Origin of the sequence: Nocardia yamanashiensis NBRC 100130, from assembly GCF_001613325.1 — a bacterium.
GTDB classification, from domain to species: Bacteria; Actinomycetota; Actinomycetes; order Mycobacteriales; family Mycobacteriaceae; genus Nocardia; species Nocardia yamanashiensis.
Genome location: NZ_BDCD01000020.1, coordinates 240,430 through 257,626 on the forward strand (window position 1 = coordinate 240,430; position 17,197 = coordinate 257,626).

A 17,197-nucleotide genomic window follows, 5' to 3' on the forward strand; every position below is an offset into this window, starting at 1 on the left:
TCGGGTTGTTCGGCCGGTTCCGCGCGGCCCTATGAACGCGAAGAACAACCGCAGCCGAACCTTGCGAATGCCATCGCCGGATCGCGACTCTCCACGGTGGGTCAACCACCCGCTCGCCCTGCGGAGCACCAGGTCTGGCGCTGGGCGATACGCCGCCGGCGGCATCGCTCAGTCGCGGCCGCGGCTGGTCTTGACGCGGGCGGCGGCGATGATGGTGATGACGATGACGGTCATCATCTGGAGCGCGGTCCAGTTGGTGGGTTCTTCCGGAAGTGGCGCGGCGGCAATGGGATACACGTGTGGGGGCGGGGGCGGCGGGACGACAACGGGCGCCGGGGGCGCCACTTCCGGAGCGGGCACCGGGGCTATGGGCGCGGCGGCCGGGGCGACGGCGGTCGGAATCTCCAGGGGGATGCCGGGTTCGGGGGTGGGTGGGACGGGGATGAGGAGAAGGCAGGTGATCAGGGCGCTGCCGGTGACCGCGCTGCCGACCACCACACTGCCCGCGCCGGAGGAGCCGGGGCCGACCAGGCCGCTGGATCCGGGAACGAATCCCGGTCCGATCAGACCGGATCCGAAGCCGCTGCCGGTGGCGAGGCCGAGCAGAATCGCGCCGACGCCAACTACCGCGCTACCCGCGCAAGCGGTGAGCACACTGCCGGATTCGAGGCCCAGCAGTTCGCCCAGCGTGCTCGGACCGGCCACGGGGGTACCGCCGAAGTCGCGACCGAGCTTGCCGCCCGCCTCGGTGCCGGAGCTACCGGTCAAGCTGCTGCCGGTTTTGATGTACGCCCCGCCTTCGATATCCGCCGCACTCGGTCCGAGGCCAAGAGCGCTGCCTGTCGCGGGTACTGCCACCGGATTCCCGGCACTGCCACTGCCGTTTCCGGCGACCTGCCCGGGGTTGCCCATCGAACTGCCGGTGCCGGCCGCCGCACCGCTCGGGCCGAGGCCCAGCGAGCTTCCGCTGTTGGCTCCGCCGTCTCCACTGCCGGAGTAGGAACTGCCGGTTCCCAGTCCCAGTCCGCTGCCGGATGGTGCGGCCACTGCTCCCGGTCCGTCCGAACCCCCACTGCCGGTGACGATTTCACCGAGGAAGGGTAGTTCGGGCAGGTCCGGGTCGGCGGTGGCGGGGCCGGTGGCGATGAGGGCGGCGGCGATCGGCACCGCCGTTGCCATCGCGATTCCCTTCGCGGCCTTGCGGTTTCGGCCATCCCTGGTTGCGGGCGCCATGGGCGGATCCCTCCGTGCGTGCGATTCTCAGCGCGGCAGCAGCGCGCCGACGGTACTGGAGGACGTGATCTGCTGGAAGCGCGACATCGCCAGCTCGTAGGCCTCTTTGGACACGGTGTTGCCGCCCGCGAACGGCTGGTCGAGCTGGTAGATCGCCACGATCACGCCGCCGATCACCAGTCCGAACAGCGCGGTCATGAGCACGCTGCGCTTGGTGACCATCACCCCGGACAGCACGGTGCCCAGCAGCAGCATGCCGGTGCCGAACCAGAGCGCGACGTACAGGAACCCCGGCAGCTTGTACTCGGCGTCGAGCGCCCGGTCGTAGCGCGCCTCCGCGACCGCGTCCAGCGCGGTATCCGCCTTGTCCTGCAACGCTTTCACATCCGGATCGGTGCCGGGAATCGCCGACACGGTGGACCGCAGATCGTCGAAGGTGTCCTGCGCGTCCGGGCTCAGCCGCCGCTCGGAATCCATCACGTCCCACTCGTCCCCGACCACCTGCTTGGTGTACTCCCGCGTCAATCCCTGGATCTGGATGCGGTAGTCGTCGGGCAGATCATTGGCCGCTTCGTATACCGTCACCAGCCCTTTGGCCTCGGACACGGTGTGCGCGTGCGCGGTGTCGTACTGCTGCCACAGAATGACCACCACGAACGCGACGATGGCCGCGAAGAACATATTGACCAGATCCAGCACCATCGTGCTGGACGCCTCGTCATCGGAATGCCGCCACGATTTGGGCCGCAGCTTGTCGCCGACGAGGAACACCACCACCGCGACGACCGCGAACAACACGAGCACGCCCATACGCAAAGCCATAGCGCGACTCCATCTCCAGACCCGGGCAGATTCGATCGGAAGGTATTCGCTGCCACGGGGCGGTCGGATTGCGAAGCGCAAACAATCTGTTACGCGGGAGGTTTCCGTGCGGCGCGTCGCAGGTGTGTTGGGGTGCGGCGGGATTCGGCCGAAGGCTAGTTACGGTGTCGTAGTTACGCTACCGTACGGATATTGCCACCGCGGTCCGCTCATGATCGAGCCCGTCCGGCGGTGCCCGCGCGAGAGGACGTCATGAATCCGCACATTCGATCCACCGGAGACCCTTGCGTAGTCGTGGGCGCGGGGCCGGTCGGGCTCATCGCCGCCCTCGGGCTGGCCCGGCGCGGACTGCCCACGCTGGTGCTGGAATCGGAACCGCTGCAACGGATTCGGCCCGGCAGCCGGGCGATCGCGCTGGCTTGGCCGACATTGCGGCGGTTCGAATCGGTGCTGCCCGGGTTGGGGCGCGCCATCGCGGCGGACGGCATCGGGGTGACCGGGTACGACGCGTATTACGAGGGGCGGCGAATCTTTCACTACCGCAGCGGGAGTGGAGTGCTGGGCCGGGTGGCGCGCGCCGACCGGCTGGTCACCAGCTTGCCGCAGCGCGTCACCGAGCGGCACCTGTACGAGGCCTGCGTTCGAGCCGGGGTGGAATTCCACTGGGAGAGCGGCGTTTCCGGCCTGGAATCCCATCCCGATGGGGTGCGTGTCGCCTTGCGATCCGGGGGTGTTCTCGACGCGGACTATGTGATCGGCGCGGACGGTGCCCGGTCCGTCGTGCGCAAGGCCATCGGCGCGACCATGATCGGCCATACCGATGACACCCCCTTCATCATCGTCGACGTCGAAGAACTGCCCGACGGTTCGACATCGAATACGCCCGGTCACTTCCACTATCGGCATCCCGAGCTGAACGGCCGCAATGTCATGCACATGCCGTTCCGCGGCGGCATGCGCATCGACCTGCAATGCCTGCCCGGCGACGATGCCGAACAGCTCGCTACCCGCGACGGCATCCGGGACTGGACCGCGCCGATCGTCTCGCCCTGGTACGCCGACCACATCACCTGGGTGTCCACCTACCGCTTCCATCAGGTCGTCGCGGACACCTACACCGATCCGCACCGCCGCGTCCTGCTGGCTGGCGAGGCCGCGCACCTCTTCGCGCCGTGGGGTGGGCGGGGGCTCAATTCCGGGGCGCTGGACGCTACCGATGCGGCGAAAGCCATTGCCGCCGCAGTGCATTCAGCCGACCGCGCGGAGGCGCACCGGGTCATCACCCGCTGCGCCGCCGACCGGCGCGCCTGGGGGCTACACAATCGCGATGTGTCCTCCCGGGCGCTCCGCATCATGCGCGCCACCGATCCCGCCGTGCGCCGCCGCCGCACGCTCGCCGCGCGACTCGCGCCCGTCTGCCCGCCCGCCGGGGCCTGGCTCGCCAATGGACCGATCCAGCTCACTCCGCCCCGGCTGGGCAGCACGGATCTGTACTGATCGGCCGCCGCGCTGCCAGATAGGACGATCGCGGATGCGCACTGTCGCAGCTGATCACAACAGGTACGCCGACCGCGGATACGGACTGTCGCAGCTGATTACGACAGGTACGCGAGCTCGTGATGCAATCTGACCCATTGGTCCGGATGCACGTATCCGACCAGAGTGTCAGGCGCGATCCCGGCCGCCGCCAACGCGTCGTCCACGGCCCGATACCGGGTCCGCAGCGACGCGCGCACCGAACCACCGACACCGGAGAACCCGAGCTCCACCAGCTCGGTGTAGCTACGCCGGTCTCGCACCAGCGGTTTCGCGCGCCGGTCGATCCGCAGGATGCCGGCATCGACCGACGGAATCGGCCGGAAACTGCTCCGATCCACCCGACCGGCCAGTTCCCAGCTGAACCACGGCCAGCTGCGCGCGGTGACCAGGCTCCACCGCCCGTAATCGCCGGTGCGTTTGCGGGCGTACTCCAGCTGGGTGAGCAAGGTCGCCGAGGTGAGCGCGGGCGCCCGCACACACCAATCCACGATCGCCGCCGTCGCCGAGAACGGAATGTTCCCGACCACTGCGAACGGTTCGCCCGGCGGCCGCGCCTTGGTGAAATCGCCTCGCACGACCGTGATTCCGGCCTCCGCGCGGGTACGCGCCGCCAGCTTCCTGGCCATCACCGGATCGATCTCGTACGCGGTGACCGCCGCCCCACGCGCCGCGAGCGCCCGGGTCAGCGCCCCGTCACCAGCACCCGGTTCGAGCACCCGCCCGCCCGGATCCGCTACCGCCAGCAGCGATTCCACCGCCTCGCCATCGACGAGGAGATTCTGGGACAACTCCCGCCTGGCCCGATCCCGTGGGCTCCGCCCACCGACCCCGACCTTGTCCTGAAATGAAAAGTTCTGCGCCACAGCAGTTGCCCTTCCGGGTCTTCGAGGAATGGAACACTCGAAGGGCCCTGGGCGCGCCTGCGGACGCGCGTATTCAGACGCCTGCGTCCGCTAGCGGGCCAGAGCCCGGCGCAGCCGCAAACGCATGAAACAGGTACATGACATGCCGCCCACCCTAGAAACTCCCACCCCACCCAGCAATCGAATTTCGGCCCCATCCGCTCGGCGGGGCACAACGCCGGTCCCCTAGCGTGAAACCCGTGCCCGCCGAACGCCGCCCCCGCCAGCCCCGCATGGATCTCGAGGTCCGCCGCGAACAGATCCTCGACGCCACCTTGCGCCTGGTCACCCGCGACGGCTACGCGGCCACCACCATGGAGGCCATCGCCCGGGAAGTCCAGCTCGCGAAACCGCGTGTCTATGCGGCATACCCGGGCCGCGGCCCGCTTCTGCTGGCCCTGCTGGAACGCGAGCAACGCCGAGTCCTCTCCCAACTCGACACCGCTATGCCCGCCCCCGCAGACCGCACCGACTTCGCCACCACCCTGGCCACCGCCGCCGCCAATATGCTCCGCGCCGCCACCCATCACCGCGATTCGGCGAGCTTGCTGATCCTTCCCGCCGACGACGCCCCCGCCGAAGTCCGCGAATACACCGCCCGCGCCCGCGAATTCGCCCTGTCGAACCTGCGCGCCCTCATCGCCTGGGCCGCCGAACGCTCCGACGGCCCGCGCGGCCTGGACCCGGAAATCCTGGCCATCGCCCTGCTCGCGGTCGGCGAGCAGCTGCTGCGCTCCGCACTCACCGACCCGGAACGTTTCCCGCTCGAGCGCCTGCTCGAGTTCGTGCAAGCGGCGGTCGGCCAACTGGTGCCAAAGTGATCATGAGACTTTTGCTCCACTTTCGGGCTGATTCGTCGGGAAACTGATTCAGGGCGCCAAAAGTGGAGCAAAACTCCACCGCACCCGCAGCTCACACCGCGAGCGAAGCAATCCCAACCGACACCGTGACCGCGACCTCCAGCGCCGCGCCCAGCACGTCGCCGTTCAATCCACCGAACCGGCGCACACAATGCCGCACGAGCAGCGCCGAAATTCCCAAAGCCGCAACCACACCCAGCGGGCCTCGCCAGTCGCCGGTAGCCCAGACACCAGCGGCGACCGCTGCCACAGTCCAAAGCGCTCCCGCGGCCAGAGATTGCGTCCCCGCGACCAACGCCCCGAACCCCGCCCCGGGGGCCGCCGCAATCCCCTTCCGGCAAGCCAGCACAACGGCCGCCCGGCCGACGGCCACCGCCAGCACCACCGCAACCCACCGCCCGGCCTCCGCCAGCACGGCGAACGACACCGCTTGAATCCCGATCACGAAGATCAGCGCAGCCACCCCGAACGGCCCTGCCCCACCACTTTTCATGATCTCCCGAGCCCGTTCCGGCGGCCCGTAACTTCCCAGCCCGTCCATCGTGTCGGCCAGGCCGTCGATATGCATGCCGCGCGTGATCAACGCCAGCCCGGCCACCGCGACGAACCCAGCCAGCAGCCAGGAACCGCCGGCGGCACCGACCGCCCAGAGAACCGCGGCCGCACCCAACCCCAGCAGTACCCCGACCACGGGCGCCCAGCCGATAGCCCGCCCGGCCGCCTTCCGGTCCACCTCGTCGGGCCCGCGCACCGGCAATACGGTCAACCACGAAACAGCCAGCCGCACACCGTTCATGACCGCAACTCCCTCGAGACGAACCACAGCGAGCGCGCCCTCGCCCGGGCCGATCCAGCCGATCGCCCGCTCAGGTTGCCACCGGTCCCACGATTCCCCTTGATTGCTCGGTGCGGGCATTCCGCTGTTCCCAAGCGGGCCACCCGCCCGCCTGCTGCGACGCTATGACCGAGCAGCAACGTGGACCGCACGATGACGTGGATTCCCGCCGCGCTGTCGAGTCCTTCACCATCGAATATCGCCCGACACGAACGCTTCTGGAAGTTCGACGCTCCTGCCGACCTGCTGCCGAGCTGCTGATAAGCCATGCGTACCAACCGCACCCTCGCGAGCTGCCGGCCTGCCGACGGAAATCGCCGACTTGCGTCTCGGCGCGAACATGCCTCGGGCCGCGCCGTCATCGTCCTGGAGCCGGCGCGGACCCGTGTGCCATCACGCACCGACGTCGGCAGTGCTGGCCTCCTCGGCTGTCGCACCCGGTTCGGCGGTGCTGACGCCCGCTTCGGCGAAGGTCGCCATATCGGCGAGGGTGGCGACGGCGGCGCGGAGGATGGGGAGCGCGGTGAGGGCGCCGGAGCCTTCGCCGAGGCGCATTTCCATGTCCAGCAGCGGTTCCTGGTTCAGCCGGGTGAGGGCGATGGTGTGGGCCGGTTCGCTGGAGCGGTGACCGGCGATCCACCAGTCGCGGGCGCCGGGCGCGAGCAGGTCGGCGACCAGGGCGGCGGCGGTGACCACGACGCCGTCGAGGATGACCGGGGTGCGGCGGGCGGCCGCACGGGCGAGGAAGCCCGCCATGGCGGCGAGATCCGCGCCGGATGCGGTGCGCAGCAAGGCGACCGGATCCTTGACGTGCGGGCGGGCGCGCCACATGGCGTCGCGGATGGCGGCGGTCTTGCGGATCCAGCCGGCATCGTCGACGCCGGTGCCGCGGCCGACGGCGACCACCGGTTCGGTATCGGTGAGGGTGGCGATCAGCACGGTCGCCGGGGTCGTATTCCCGATTCCCATCTCACCCGCGATGAGCAGATCCGCCCCGGAATCGATCTCCTCATCCGCGATGGCCGCGCCCGCGGCGAGCGCCGCCTGCACCTCGGTCTCGCTCAGCGCATCCTCGCGATCGATCGACCCACTCGAGCGCCGCACCTTGAACCGCGAAATCTCGGCAGCCGTATCCCCTTCGACCGCAATGTCTTCCACCCGCACCGTGGCATCGGCCAGCCGCGCCAGCACATTCACCGCCGCGCCGCCGTTCCGGAAGTTGGCGACCATCTGCCCGGTCACCTCACTCGGATACGCCGACACCCCATGCTTCGCGACCCCATGATCCCCCGCGAACACCACCACCCGAGCCCGCTCGAACTGCTTGGGCGGCACCACCCCCTGACACGCCGCCACCCAATTCCCCAGCGCCTCCAACCTTCCCAACGCCCCCGCCGGCTTGGTCAACTGCCCCTGCCGCTCCTCCGCCCCCTTACGCACCACCGCGTCCGGCCCATCCACCGGCCCGAACCGCACCCGCACCGCAGGCCCCTTCGAGAGATTCGCAGCCACACCCCCGGCCACCGAACCTGCCACCGGGGTCGCGCCGGAACCTGCGCCCTCGCCGACTGCTGGTGTCGCGCTGGAAGATCCGAACTCGCCGGCCACAGTCGCACCGCCGGCAGCGACCTCACCGTCGGCAGCCGCTGCTCCCCCGGTGCCCGCCTCCGCCGTGAAAGCCGGCGGCACGGCAACGCCGTACGGACCGGGAGCCGTGGTCGAATCACCCGTGCCCGAAGTCGATTCGGTACGCGCTGCACCCGCGAAGGCCGAGTCGCCGCCTGCTTCCACATCGGCGGAGGCACCGCCGGAGACGGTGCCGACGGCCGCCGTTGCACCAGCTGCCGCCACGGCACTTGCCGTCGCCGACGCGTCCCCGGTGACTCGTGCCGGAGTCGAATCGAGCGTTGCGGGAGCTACTGCGGCGTCTGCCGGGATCTGGGTGAGGGCGCCGAGGGAGGCGGTGGCTACGGCGTCGGAGAGGGCGGCCGAGGTGGTGGCGCGGTCGGGCTTGATCTGGAGGGCTTGGCCGGCGACTACGAGGTAGACCTCGTCGCAGACGGCGGCCAGGCGCTGGTTGATGGTGCCGAGTTCGTCGCGGAACAGGCGGCCGACGGGTGTGGCGGGGATGACGCCGAGGCCGGTTTCGGGGCTGACGAGGACGAGGCGGTGCTCGTAGGAGGTGACCGCGGCGACGAGGGCGTCGACGTCGGGGGCCACGGTGCCGCGGGGGGATTCCCAGGCGGCGCGGGCGTCGATGCGGGCGGCGAGCCAGGTGCCGAGGTCGTCGATCAGTGTTGCGGGGATCGAGTCGGAGGGCTGCGTGCCGTCGGCCGGCGCTGCCGCGACCTGGGCGCTGGTGCGCGCGGTGATCTCGGTCAGGGCGGCGGCCGCATCGCCTTCGATGACGGTCCAGTCGGCGGGGCGGCGGGTGCGGTGGGCCGCGATCCGTTCCGCGAAGTCGGTGTCGGAGGGGTCGGGGACGGCGGTGGCGATGTACCGCACCGCTTCCGAGGCGACCAACTGTTCCGCGAAAGCCGACTTTCCGGAGCGGGCTCCACCGAGCACCAGCGTCCGGAGCGGCCGATCGGATGTTTGAGCAGTGTGCGACACGTCAGCACGGTATCAACCGGAGCCGGACGGCGGCGGAGTCGGCACGGCCGCAGCGGTGATCCAGCCGCGAAACGACCGGACCGCGGACACCCGGCGACGCGGGACCGCGCCCGAAACGGCTGTCCCGCGGCCCGGATCCGGCCCGGGCGATGCCTACTGGTTCTGCACCGCCAGCCGTCCGGCCAGGGCGATGAACGAGACCCCGAAGACCCGGCGCATCCAGGCCACCACCACCGGGCGCGAGATGATGTGGCTGCGGACGGCGGCCGCGCACGCGCCGTAGACGGCGAACACCACGAAGGTGGCGAGCATGAACAGCCCGCTCAGTTCGAGCATGCGGGGTAGCGCGTCGGCCGATCCGGTGGGCACGAACTGGGGCAGGAACGCGAAGAAGAAGATGGTCAGCTTCGGGTTGAGCACGTTCAGCAGGATCGCGGACGCGATGACCCGACCGGCGGACGGCGCGGCTTCGGTGGTCTCCTCCGGCACGGCCAGCGCGCCCTTGTCCCGCAAGGTGTTCCACGCCATGTAGAGCAGATACGCCACACCTAGGTACTTCAACGTCTGGAAAGCGACGGCACTCGCGTTCAACAGCGCCGCCAGCCCGGTGACGGCGGCGATCATGTGCGGCACGATGCCGAGCGTGCACCCGAAGGCCGCGATCACACTGGCTTTCACCCCGCGCGAGAGCCCGGCCGCGAGCGTGAACAACACCCCCGTGCCCGGCGTCGCCACGATCACGAGCGTCGTCAGCAGAAACTCGATACTCATCCCCCACACGCTAACCGCCCCCTACGACACCCGCGCCCCGAATCGGCGCCGGTATTCCACCGGCGCGATGCCGACCAGCCGCTGAAAGTGGTGCCGCAGCAAAGCCCCCGACCCGAATCCGCAGCGCGCCGCGAGCGATTCCAGATCCAGATCGGTCTCCTCGAGCAGCTGTTTGGCCAGCAGAATCCGTTGCCCGGTCAGCCATTTCACCGGCGTGGTCCCGGTCTCGGCGGCGAACTTGCGCGCGAAGGTGCGGGTGGACATGGCGGTGCGCGCCGCCAATGAATCGATGGTGTGCGGCATTTCGAGATGCTCCCCCATCCAGTGCAGGGTGTCGCTGAGCGAATCGGAGCTGCAATCCACCACCGGCCGTTCGATGAACTGCCGCTGCCCGCCGTCCCGCTGCGGCGGCACCACCATGCGCCGCGCGATGGCATTGGCCACGCTGCTGCCCAGTTCGCGCCGCACCAGATGCAGGCAGGCGTCGATCCCGGCCGCCGTCCCCGCACTGGTGATCAGGTTCCCCTCGTCCACGAAAAGCACGTCCGGGTCCACGGTGGCGTGCGGAAACCGTTCCGCCAGTTGCTCGACATACCGCCAGTGCGTGGTGCATTTGCGACCGTCCAGCAGCCCGGCCTCACCCGCCAGGAACGCCCCGGAGCACACGGTCAGCACGGTGGCCCCGTTCTCGGAGGCATCGCGCACGGCTTCCACCACCCGCGGATCCAGGGGAATCTGCGCGGAGAACGGGAACGCCGGAATCGCCACCAGATCCGCGTCGCGCAATTCCGCGAGACTGTATTGCGGTGTCACCGCGATCCCCGGTGAACTGGTGGTCAGCGGCTTGCCCGGTTCGGCGCCGCAGACCCGGAAGTCGAATGCCGGCAGTCCGTCGGCAGTCCGGTCCAGGCCGAATACTTCGCAGACGACGCCGAATTCGAACATGGCGAGGCGGTCGTTGAGTACGACGGCGACCTTCGACAGCATGGGCTCCACCCTACCTGGCTGGATTTTTGCGAACAATGTCATTACAGCCACTGTTGGCAGAAAGTTCCTTGGAGAAAACTTACTGCCATGGACGCACTGACCGCAATCGTCACCGCCGGCACCGCAATGAGCGCCCTGGGCTTTCTGACCTGCGCCGCCATGGCCGGCGGCGAATCCCACCCCACCGACGACCTCGAGGTGTAGCCATGACAACCCTCTCCGGCAATCGCGAATTCCGCATCGCCACTACCGAATCGCATGTACCCGCCATGTTCTCGCGCATCAACGCCAGGCTCGCACGCCTCACCGCCCTGTTCGCCGCCGCCGGCCGCGCGGTCCCCTTCCACCGCGAAAGCAGCTGGGACCTGGCCGGTTCCACCAATTTCCAGGATCGGGACCGCGAACGCGCGGCACACGACATCCGGGCAATCGCCGGGATGCGCGAGCACGGCTGAACCGGCACGTGACCGGCCGCACAGCGAAAGGCATTGACCTCAATAATGGTTGAGGATCAATCCTGAATGTCATGAGCACAGCGAACATTCAGGCACCGATCGTCGCCGACGCCACCGTCGATCACGAGGCGGATATCGCCGCCATCCGGCAGATCATCGCCAATGTCGAAACCGGTTACAACACCAACGATCCCGAGCTGATGACCGCCGACTTCACCGCCAACGCGGGCGTCGTCAATGCCGTCGGCACGCTCATGACCGGTTACGACGCGCTGCTGGCGGCGAATACCGCGGGGCTGGCGGGGTTCCTGAAGGACGAGTACGTCCGCTACGACATCCAGGACCTCACCTTCCTGCGCCCGGATGTGGCGATCGCGCACAAGGTGGCGCGAGCGACGACGCCGACCGGCGAGCTCATCGACCAGGATCCCGCCATGATCGCGCTCTACGTGCTGGTCAAGCAGGACGGCCGCTGGTACACCGCCGCCCGCCAGAACACCCTCATCCCCCAATGAGGTCCGGGAAACACGAAGGCCGGGTGAGCAACTCCGCTCACCCGGCCTCCGGCTGTCCTGGGGACTAGACGCTGTCGCCAGCACTGACCCGCGGCTTGGGCGCGCGCATCCGGCGCACCTGCGAGGCGCGCACGAAGGCGTACCAGCCGAGCGAGAAGCTGGAATCGGTGTGCTCGGGGAAGCGCTCGCGCACCCGGCGATTCACGATGCGCCCGAGCACGAAGCCCTCGATGATCATGAACAGCATCATGACCAGCATGGCCAGCGTGACGATAGCCTGCAGCGCCGGCGACAGGATCATGCTCACGATGAGCACCAGCGCCAGCGGCATGAACAGGCCGAGCAGATTGCGGCGGGCGTCGACGATATCGCGCACGTAGCCCTTCACCGGGCCCTTGTCGCGGGGCAGCAGGAACTGCTCCTCACCGGCGAGCATGCGAGCGCGGCGATCCTGCATGCTCGCCTTGCGCTCGGCCGACGCGGCCTTGCGATCCTCCTTGGACCCACGTAGCGCCTTGCGGCGGTCACGCGCCTCCTTCGAGGTCTTGGGCGCGGGCGCGACCGGGCCACGACGGCGGCCCTCGGCCTCGCGGCGCTTCGGGGTCGGCCGCCCTTTACCGAGGGTGACCGGCTTGTCCGCGACCGTCGCGGCACCACCGGCGTCGGCACTGACGGACTCGGATGCGGGATTGGACTCGCGGCGCAAGAACTTCACGCCGACCAGGCTATTCGATGGCACGCCCGCCGGAAAAACCTGGTCCGTCCGATTGTTGTGTCGCCCACCCCACCGGCTATCGCGTGGCGACCGCAATCCCTGGTCCTTCCTGCCGAATCACTCCCGCGTAGGATTGGGAATAGTCGCCCGCGAAGCGGCGTTGACAGCCACCGAGCCGTGCGCATTTCACGGGTTGAAAACAGGTCCTTTTAGGAGAGTCCATGACTGTGCAGAACGAGCCCACCACTCACGGTGCAACTCTGACCGATGCTGCCGCGGCCAAGGCTAAGGCGCTGCTCGACCAGGAGGGCCGCGACGATCTGGCGCTGCGCATCGCCGTCCAGCCGGGTGGCTGTGCGGGCCTGCGCTACCAGCTCTTCTTCGACGATCGTTCGCTCGACGGCGACCTGGTCGTCGAGTTCGGCGGCGTCAAGCTGGCCGTCGACCGCATGAGCGCCCCCTACATCCAGGGCGCCTCGATCGACTTCGTCGACACCATCGAGAAGCAGGGTTTCACCATCGACAACCCGAACGCCACCGGCTCCTGCGCCTGCGGCGACAGCTTCAACTGACATAACGCATCCAGCGCGGAACATCCCTTCGGAGGTTCCGCGCTGTTGTGTGTCCAACGCCCACTCGTGCTCAGCGGCGCCAGCCGCAACCTCCAGCGCTCCGGCCCGGGGTTTCCCGGGGCGAGCCCGCGGAGCCTGCCCCTGGAGGCTCGGAGAGCGAACCCCCGGAGCATGCCCCTGGAGGCTCGAGAGCGAACCCCCGGAGCATGCCCCTGGGGGTTCGGGGGCGAAGCCCCTGAGAGTCTCGAGAGTTGAACCAACCTTCGAGAGTTGAACACAAACCGTCCCGGACAGTTCTTTTCCGGGAACGGGCGTTGTATTTTCTAAGTGCGGCCACTCTCGGCTGCCCTCCCCTACCCGGCCCCCGCGTCCGCACGTCGAATGTTGGTGTGCGCGCATGTCACCGAAGGATCCACAGCCGTGACCATCGCCGTGTCCGCCTCCATCGCGACCGACCATCTGATGCGATTCCCCGGGAAATTCTCCGATGTGCTGCTGGCCGACCAGCTGCAGCACGTCTCGTTGAGCTTCCTCGTCGACGACCTGGTCATCCGTCGCGGCGGCGTGGCGGGCAACATCGCCTACGCCATGGGCCTGCTCGGCCAGACCCCGCTGCTGGTCGGCGCGGTCGGCCCCGACTTCGCCGACTACCGGAACTGGTTGCAGGACAACGGCGTCGACTGCTCGGCCGTCAAGGTCTCCACCGAAGCCCACACCGCGCGCTTCGTCTGCACCACCGACGAGTCCATGGCCCAGATCGCTTCCTTCTACCCGGGCGCGATGAGCGAGGCCCGCGACATCAATATCGGTGATCTCGCCGCGGACCGTGAGATCTCCCTGGTTCTGGTCGGCGCCAACGACCCCGACGCGATGGTCCTGCACACCGAGCAGTGCCGCGCCGCCGGCATCCCCTTCGCCGCCGACCCCTCCCAGCAGCTGGCCCGCCTCGACGGCGAGCAGGCGCTGAAGCTCATCGACGGCGCCGCCTACCTGTTCACCAACGAATACGAGTGGGGCCTGCTGCTGTCCAAGACCGGCCTCACCGAAGCCGAAGTAGCTGAGCGCGTGGGCATCCGGGTCACCACCCTCGGCTCCAAGGGCGCGAAGATCGTCGACCGCGACGGCACCGAGCTGCACGTGGACGTGGTCCCCGACACCGCCAAGGTCGATCCGACCGGCGTCGGCGACGGTTTCCGCGCCGGCTTCCTCACCGGCCACACCGCCGGCCTGTCGCTGGAGCGTTCGGCGCAGCTGGGTTCGCTCATCGCCGTGCACATCCTGGAAACCGTCGGCACCCAGGAATGGACCCTCGATCACGACGTCGCTCTGAAGCGCCTGCGCGAAGCGTACGGTTCGGAGGCGGCGGCCGAGATCGAAAGTATTCTTCGCTGACACCTGCCTGAAAAGTTCATCCCGCACGCTGATCCTCGTTGATCAGCGTGCGGTTTTCTGCGCGCACACTCTTTTATTTCGAAGGACCTGATGATGGTGGTGCGGGTCGGCATTGTCGACTTGATCTCGCTGCGACCCGAGAGCATGACTCGCCGGGTATTCCTGGAGGCTCTGGAAGGGGCCGCCCAGTATTTAGGCCCCGGTGGATTCCATTTCGAGACAACGGTTTTCGGGGTGGATCCGCGCGGACCGGTCGAGGATGTGGATTGGGCCGGGCTGGCCGCCATGGACGCGCTGATCGTCAGCGGCAGCGAACCCACCACCGCCGATATCGCGGACGAACCGTGCCTGCGGATCATCGACGCCATGCTGCGCGAGTGCGCCGGGGCGTCCCTGCTGTTCTCCTGCCAGTCCGCGCACGCCGCCCTGCATCTGCTGTACGGGCTGGAGCGGCAGCGGTTGACGCGGCGGCAGCACGGGTGTTTCGAGCATCGGGTGGTGGCCGATCCCTTGACCGCGGATCTGCCCGAGACCGTGTTCGTGCCCCATTCCCGCTGGAACGCAATGCTTTCCGCGGACCTGCGCGCCGCCGGGGTGCCCATCCTGCTGGATTCCGCCGAAGCCGAATGGCAGCTCGCCGCCGGCCCCGACGGGATGCTGTTCATCCAGGGTCATCCCGAGTACCTGTGCGACACCATGGCTCGCGAATACCGGCGCGATCTGCGGCGCTGGCTGGCCGATCCCACATTGTCATTCCCCGACATTCCGCGCGGCTATTTCCCCGCCGACGTGTATGCCCGGCTGACCGCGCACGCCGAACTGGTTCGCACCCAGCGTGACCCGAGCCTGCTCGACGAGCTGCCGCTGCCCGCCGACTACACCGAGATCGCCGCCGACTGGTCCGCCCACTCCCGCCTGTTCTTTGCCAATTGGCTGCGCACGGTCACTGAGCGGTGTACTGCGGGGACGCAACTTGCCGCCTAGCTACTCTTACCGCATGGCTTCCGACCGTTTGTATTTTCGACAGCTGCTCTCCGGGCGCGACTGGGCAGTCGGCGATCCGATCGCCACGCAGATGCGGAACTTCGCGTACCTGATCGGCGATCGCGAAACCGGCGAAGCCGTCGTGGTGGATCCGGCGTACGAGGCGAGCCAGCTGGTCGATATCGCGGCCGCGGACGATATGCGGCTGACCGGGGTGCTGGCCACGCACCACCACCCCGATCATGTCGGCGGCACCATGCTGGGCTTCACGCTGCGCGGGGTCAAGGAGCTGCTGGAGAAGACCGATGTGGCGGTGCACGTGAACGCCGAAGAGCTGCCGTGGGTCGCCAATGTGACCGGCATCGCCCCCAGTGAGCTGACCGGCCACGCCCACGGCGACAAGGTGAAGGTCGGCGGCTTCGAGATCGAACTGCTGCACACGCCCGGCCATACCCCCGGCAGCCAGTGCTTCCTGTTCGAGAACCGGTTGATCGCCGGCGACACGTTGTTCGTGGACGGCTGCGGACGCACCGATTTCCCCGGCGGCAATTCCGACGACATGTTCCGCAGCCTGCGCTATCTGGCTGGGCTGCAAGGAGATCCGGTCGTATACCCCGGCCACTGGTACTCCGACGAACCGTCCGCCGCCCTCTCGCACATCCGCGATCACAACTACGTGATGCGCCCACAGACCCTCGAACAGTGGCAGATGTTCATGCCCAGCTGACCAATTGGACAGCGGTGCACGCCGAGCCGTACGCCCACATCCCGCACAGCAATCCGCCCGCCCCGAATACTTTCGGGGCGGGCGGATTTCGTTCTGCTGTCAGCTCAGGCGAGCGTGCGCATCCACCCGTGGGTGTCGGCGAAGGTGCCGCGCTGGATGCCGGTGAGGGTGTCGCGCAGGGCCATGGTGACCTCGCCCGGTTCGCCATTGTTGCCGATGGTGAATTCACCTTCGGCGGAGCGGACCGAGCCGACCGGGATGACGACGGCGGCGGTGCCGCAGCCGAAAACCTCGGTGATCTCACCGGATTCGACGCCCTTGCGCCATTCGTCGACGGAGATCTTGCGCTCTTCGACCGCGTAGCCGGCGTCGGCGGCGAGGGTGATGAGCGAATCGCGGGTGATGCCGGGTAGCAGCGAACCGGACAGTTCCGGCGTCACCAGGCGCGCGTCGGAGCCGCTGCCGAAGACGAAGAACAGGTTGTTGGTGCCCATTTCCTCGACGTACCGGTGCTCGCAGGCATCCAGCCACACCACCTGATCGCAGCCCTTCTCGGCGGCCTGGCGCTGGGCGAGCAGCGACGCGGCGTAGTTGCCCGCCACCTTCGCCTCGCCGGTACCGCCCGGAGCGGCGCGCACGTATTCGGTGGACAGCCACACCTTGACCGGCTTCAGCCCGCCCGCGAAGTAGGCGCCGGCCGGGGAGCCCATCAGCAGGTACTTGTAGCCGGAGGCGGGCTTGACGCCCAGGCCGACCTCGGTGGAGAACATGAACGGCCGCAGGTACAGCGCGTCCTCGCCGCCGGCGGCGGGCACCCAGTCGGCGTCGGCCTCGAGCAGCTGGCGCACGGATTCGATGAACAGCTCGTCGGGCAGCTCGGCCATCGCCATGCGGGCGGCCGAGCGGCGGAAGCGCGCGGCATTGGCGTCGACGCGGAAGGTGGCGATGCTGCCGTCCGCCTGCCGGTACGCCTTCAGCCCCTCGAAAATGGCCTGACCGTAGTGGAACACCATCGTCGCCGGGTCCATGGAGATCGGCGCGTACGGCTCGACGGTCGGGTTCACCCACTGCCCGTCCACGTAATCGATGGACACCATGTGGTCGGTGAAGAACCGCCCGAAGCCGGGCGCCGCGAGAATCTCCTGCCGCCGCTCCGCAGAACTCGGTGCGGGATGCGAGACACGGCTGAACTTCGCGGCAACAGTCATGGCTTGGAGTCTAAATCGCCGGGCACGCGAGGTGGGAGCCGGTATCCCGGGCCGCGCCGCACCCGGC

17 protein-coding genes and 1 pseudogene are annotated in these 17,197 nt (G+C 68.5%); 8 read left to right on the forward strand and 10 right to left on the reverse strand.

The window, feature by feature from the left end; genetic code table 11:
• Positions 1-168: 168 nt before the first annotated feature.
• Together NY1_RS24140 and NY1_RS24145 are read right to left on the reverse strand one after the other, a co-directional pair.
• Positions 169-1,179: a hypothetical protein gene (locus NY1_RS24140; RefSeq protein ID WP_067717559.1), complete on the reverse strand. Its 1,011-nt coding sequence runs from the start codon at positions 1,177-1,179 to the stop codon at positions 169-171.
• An 81-nt stretch (positions 1,180-1,260) separates the two neighbouring features.
• Positions 1,261-2,055 (reverse strand): bestrophin-like domain, encoded by a 795-nt coding sequence (locus tag NY1_RS24145; RefSeq protein WP_067717561.1) that lies wholly within the window; start codon positions 2,053-2,055, stop codon positions 1,261-1,263.
• Positions 2,056-2,307: 252 nt separating this feature from the next.
• Between NY1_RS24145 and NY1_RS24150 the strand changes: the two genes are divergently transcribed.
• Positions 2,308-3,552, forward strand: coding sequence for an FAD-dependent oxidoreductase (locus NY1_RS24150; protein ID WP_067717562.1), 1,245 nt, complete (start codon positions 2,308-2,310; stop codon positions 3,550-3,552).
• A 98-nt stretch (positions 3,553-3,650) separates the two neighbouring features.
• Here the strand turns inward: NY1_RS24150 and erm are convergent, their stop codons facing one another.
• Complete coding sequence (erm, locus tag NY1_RS24155; RefSeq protein ID WP_067717564.1) at positions 3,651-4,457, reverse strand: ErmE/ErmH/ErmO/ErmR family 23S rRNA (adenine(2058)-N(6))-methyltransferase; 807 nt, start codon at positions 4,455-4,457, stop codon at positions 3,651-3,653.
• Positions 4,458-4,696: 239 nt separating this feature from the next.
• On the opposite strand from erm, the gene NY1_RS24160 reads away from it, so the two are divergent.
• Positions 4,697-5,317 (forward strand): TetR/AcrR family transcriptional regulator, encoded by a 621-nt coding sequence (locus NY1_RS24160; RefSeq protein WP_157762455.1) that lies wholly within the window; start codon positions 4,697-4,699, stop codon positions 5,315-5,317.
• A gap of 91 nt (positions 5,318-5,408) precedes the next feature.
• Here the strand turns inward: NY1_RS24160 and NY1_RS24165 are convergent, their stop codons facing one another.
• From NY1_RS24165 to NY1_RS24180, 5 genes and pseudogenes are all read right to left on the reverse strand, one after another.
• On the reverse strand, positions 5,409-6,152 hold the full coding sequence (locus NY1_RS24165) for an adenosylcobinamide-GDP ribazoletransferase (RefSeq protein WP_067717576.1): 744 nt from the start codon (positions 6,150-6,152) through the stop codon (positions 5,409-5,411).
• 432 nt (positions 6,153-6,584) lie between these two features.
• Positions 6,585-7,673, reverse strand: a complete 1,089-nt coding sequence (gene cobT, locus NY1_RS44700) for a nicotinate-nucleotide--dimethylbenzimidazole phosphoribosyltransferase (protein WP_233434460.1) — start codon at positions 7,671-7,673, stop codon at positions 6,585-6,587.
• Positions 7,674-8,216: 543 nt separating this feature from the next.
• Positions 8,217-8,804, reverse strand: a pseudogene (locus NY1_RS44705) (bifunctional adenosylcobinamide kinase/adenosylcobinamide-phosphate guanylyltransferase); the annotation flags it as partial.
• A 153-nt stretch (positions 8,805-8,957) separates the two neighbouring features.
• Positions 8,958-9,575: a LysE family translocator gene (locus NY1_RS24175; RefSeq protein WP_067717579.1), complete on the reverse strand. Its 618-nt coding sequence runs from the start codon at positions 9,573-9,575 to the stop codon at positions 8,958-8,960.
• Between the two features lie 21 nt (positions 9,576-9,596).
• Positions 9,597-10,562 carry a helix-turn-helix domain-containing protein gene (locus NY1_RS24180; RefSeq protein ID WP_067717582.1) on the reverse strand — a complete coding sequence of 322 codons (966 nt, stop codon included), beginning with the start codon at positions 10,560-10,562 and terminating at the stop codon, positions 9,597-9,599.
• A gap of 206 nt (positions 10,563-10,768) precedes the next feature.
• On the opposite strand from NY1_RS24180, the gene NY1_RS24185 reads away from it, so the two are divergent.
• Both NY1_RS24185 and NY1_RS24190 read left to right on the forward strand, forming a co-directional pair.
• The gene (locus NY1_RS24185) at positions 10,769-11,017 is read left to right on the forward strand and encodes a hypothetical protein (RefSeq protein WP_067717595.1); all 249 of its coding nucleotides are present in this window, start codon (positions 10,769-10,771) and stop codon (positions 11,015-11,017) included.
• A gap of 71 nt (positions 11,018-11,088) precedes the next feature.
• Positions 11,089-11,532, forward strand: coding sequence for an SgcJ/EcaC family oxidoreductase (locus NY1_RS24190; protein ID WP_067717601.1), 444 nt, complete (start codon positions 11,089-11,091; stop codon positions 11,530-11,532).
• Between the two features lie 64 nt (positions 11,533-11,596).
• Here the strand turns inward: NY1_RS24190 and NY1_RS24195 are convergent, their stop codons facing one another.
• Positions 11,597-12,247 carry a DUF3043 domain-containing protein gene (locus NY1_RS24195; RefSeq protein WP_067717604.1) on the reverse strand — a complete coding sequence of 217 codons (651 nt, stop codon included), beginning with the start codon at positions 12,245-12,247 and terminating at the stop codon, positions 11,597-11,599.
• A gap of 221 nt (positions 12,248-12,468) precedes the next feature.
• On the opposite strand from NY1_RS24195, the gene NY1_RS24200 reads away from it, so the two are divergent.
• From NY1_RS24200 to NY1_RS24215, 4 genes are all read left to right on the forward strand, one after another.
• On the forward strand, positions 12,469-12,819 hold the full coding sequence (locus tag NY1_RS24200) for a HesB/IscA family protein (protein WP_067717607.1): 351 nt from the start codon (positions 12,469-12,471) through the stop codon (positions 12,817-12,819).
• A 420-nt stretch (positions 12,820-13,239) separates the two neighbouring features.
• Complete coding sequence (locus NY1_RS24205) at positions 13,240-14,211, forward strand: carbohydrate kinase family protein (RefSeq protein WP_067717804.1); 972 nt, start codon at positions 13,240-13,242, stop codon at positions 14,209-14,211.
• A gap of 93 nt (positions 14,212-14,304) precedes the next feature.
• A complete protein-coding gene (locus tag NY1_RS24210) occupies positions 14,305-15,195 on the forward strand; it encodes a homoserine O-acetyltransferase/O-succinyltransferase family protein (RefSeq protein WP_169815392.1) in 891 nt (296 codons plus the stop codon).
• A 13-nt stretch (positions 15,196-15,208) separates the two neighbouring features.
• The gene (locus NY1_RS24215; RefSeq protein WP_067717613.1) at positions 15,209-15,922 is read left to right on the forward strand and encodes an MBL fold metallo-hydrolase; all 714 of its coding nucleotides are present in this window, start codon (positions 15,209-15,211) and stop codon (positions 15,920-15,922) included.
• A 104-nt stretch (positions 15,923-16,026) separates the two neighbouring features.
• On the opposite strand, the gene NY1_RS24220 is transcribed toward NY1_RS24215, so the two are convergent.
• The gene (locus tag NY1_RS24220) at positions 16,027-17,130 is read right to left on the reverse strand and encodes a branched-chain amino acid aminotransferase (RefSeq protein ID WP_067717622.1); all 1,104 of its coding nucleotides are present in this window, start codon (positions 17,128-17,130) and stop codon (positions 16,027-16,029) included.
• Positions 17,131-17,197: the final 67 nt, after the last annotated feature.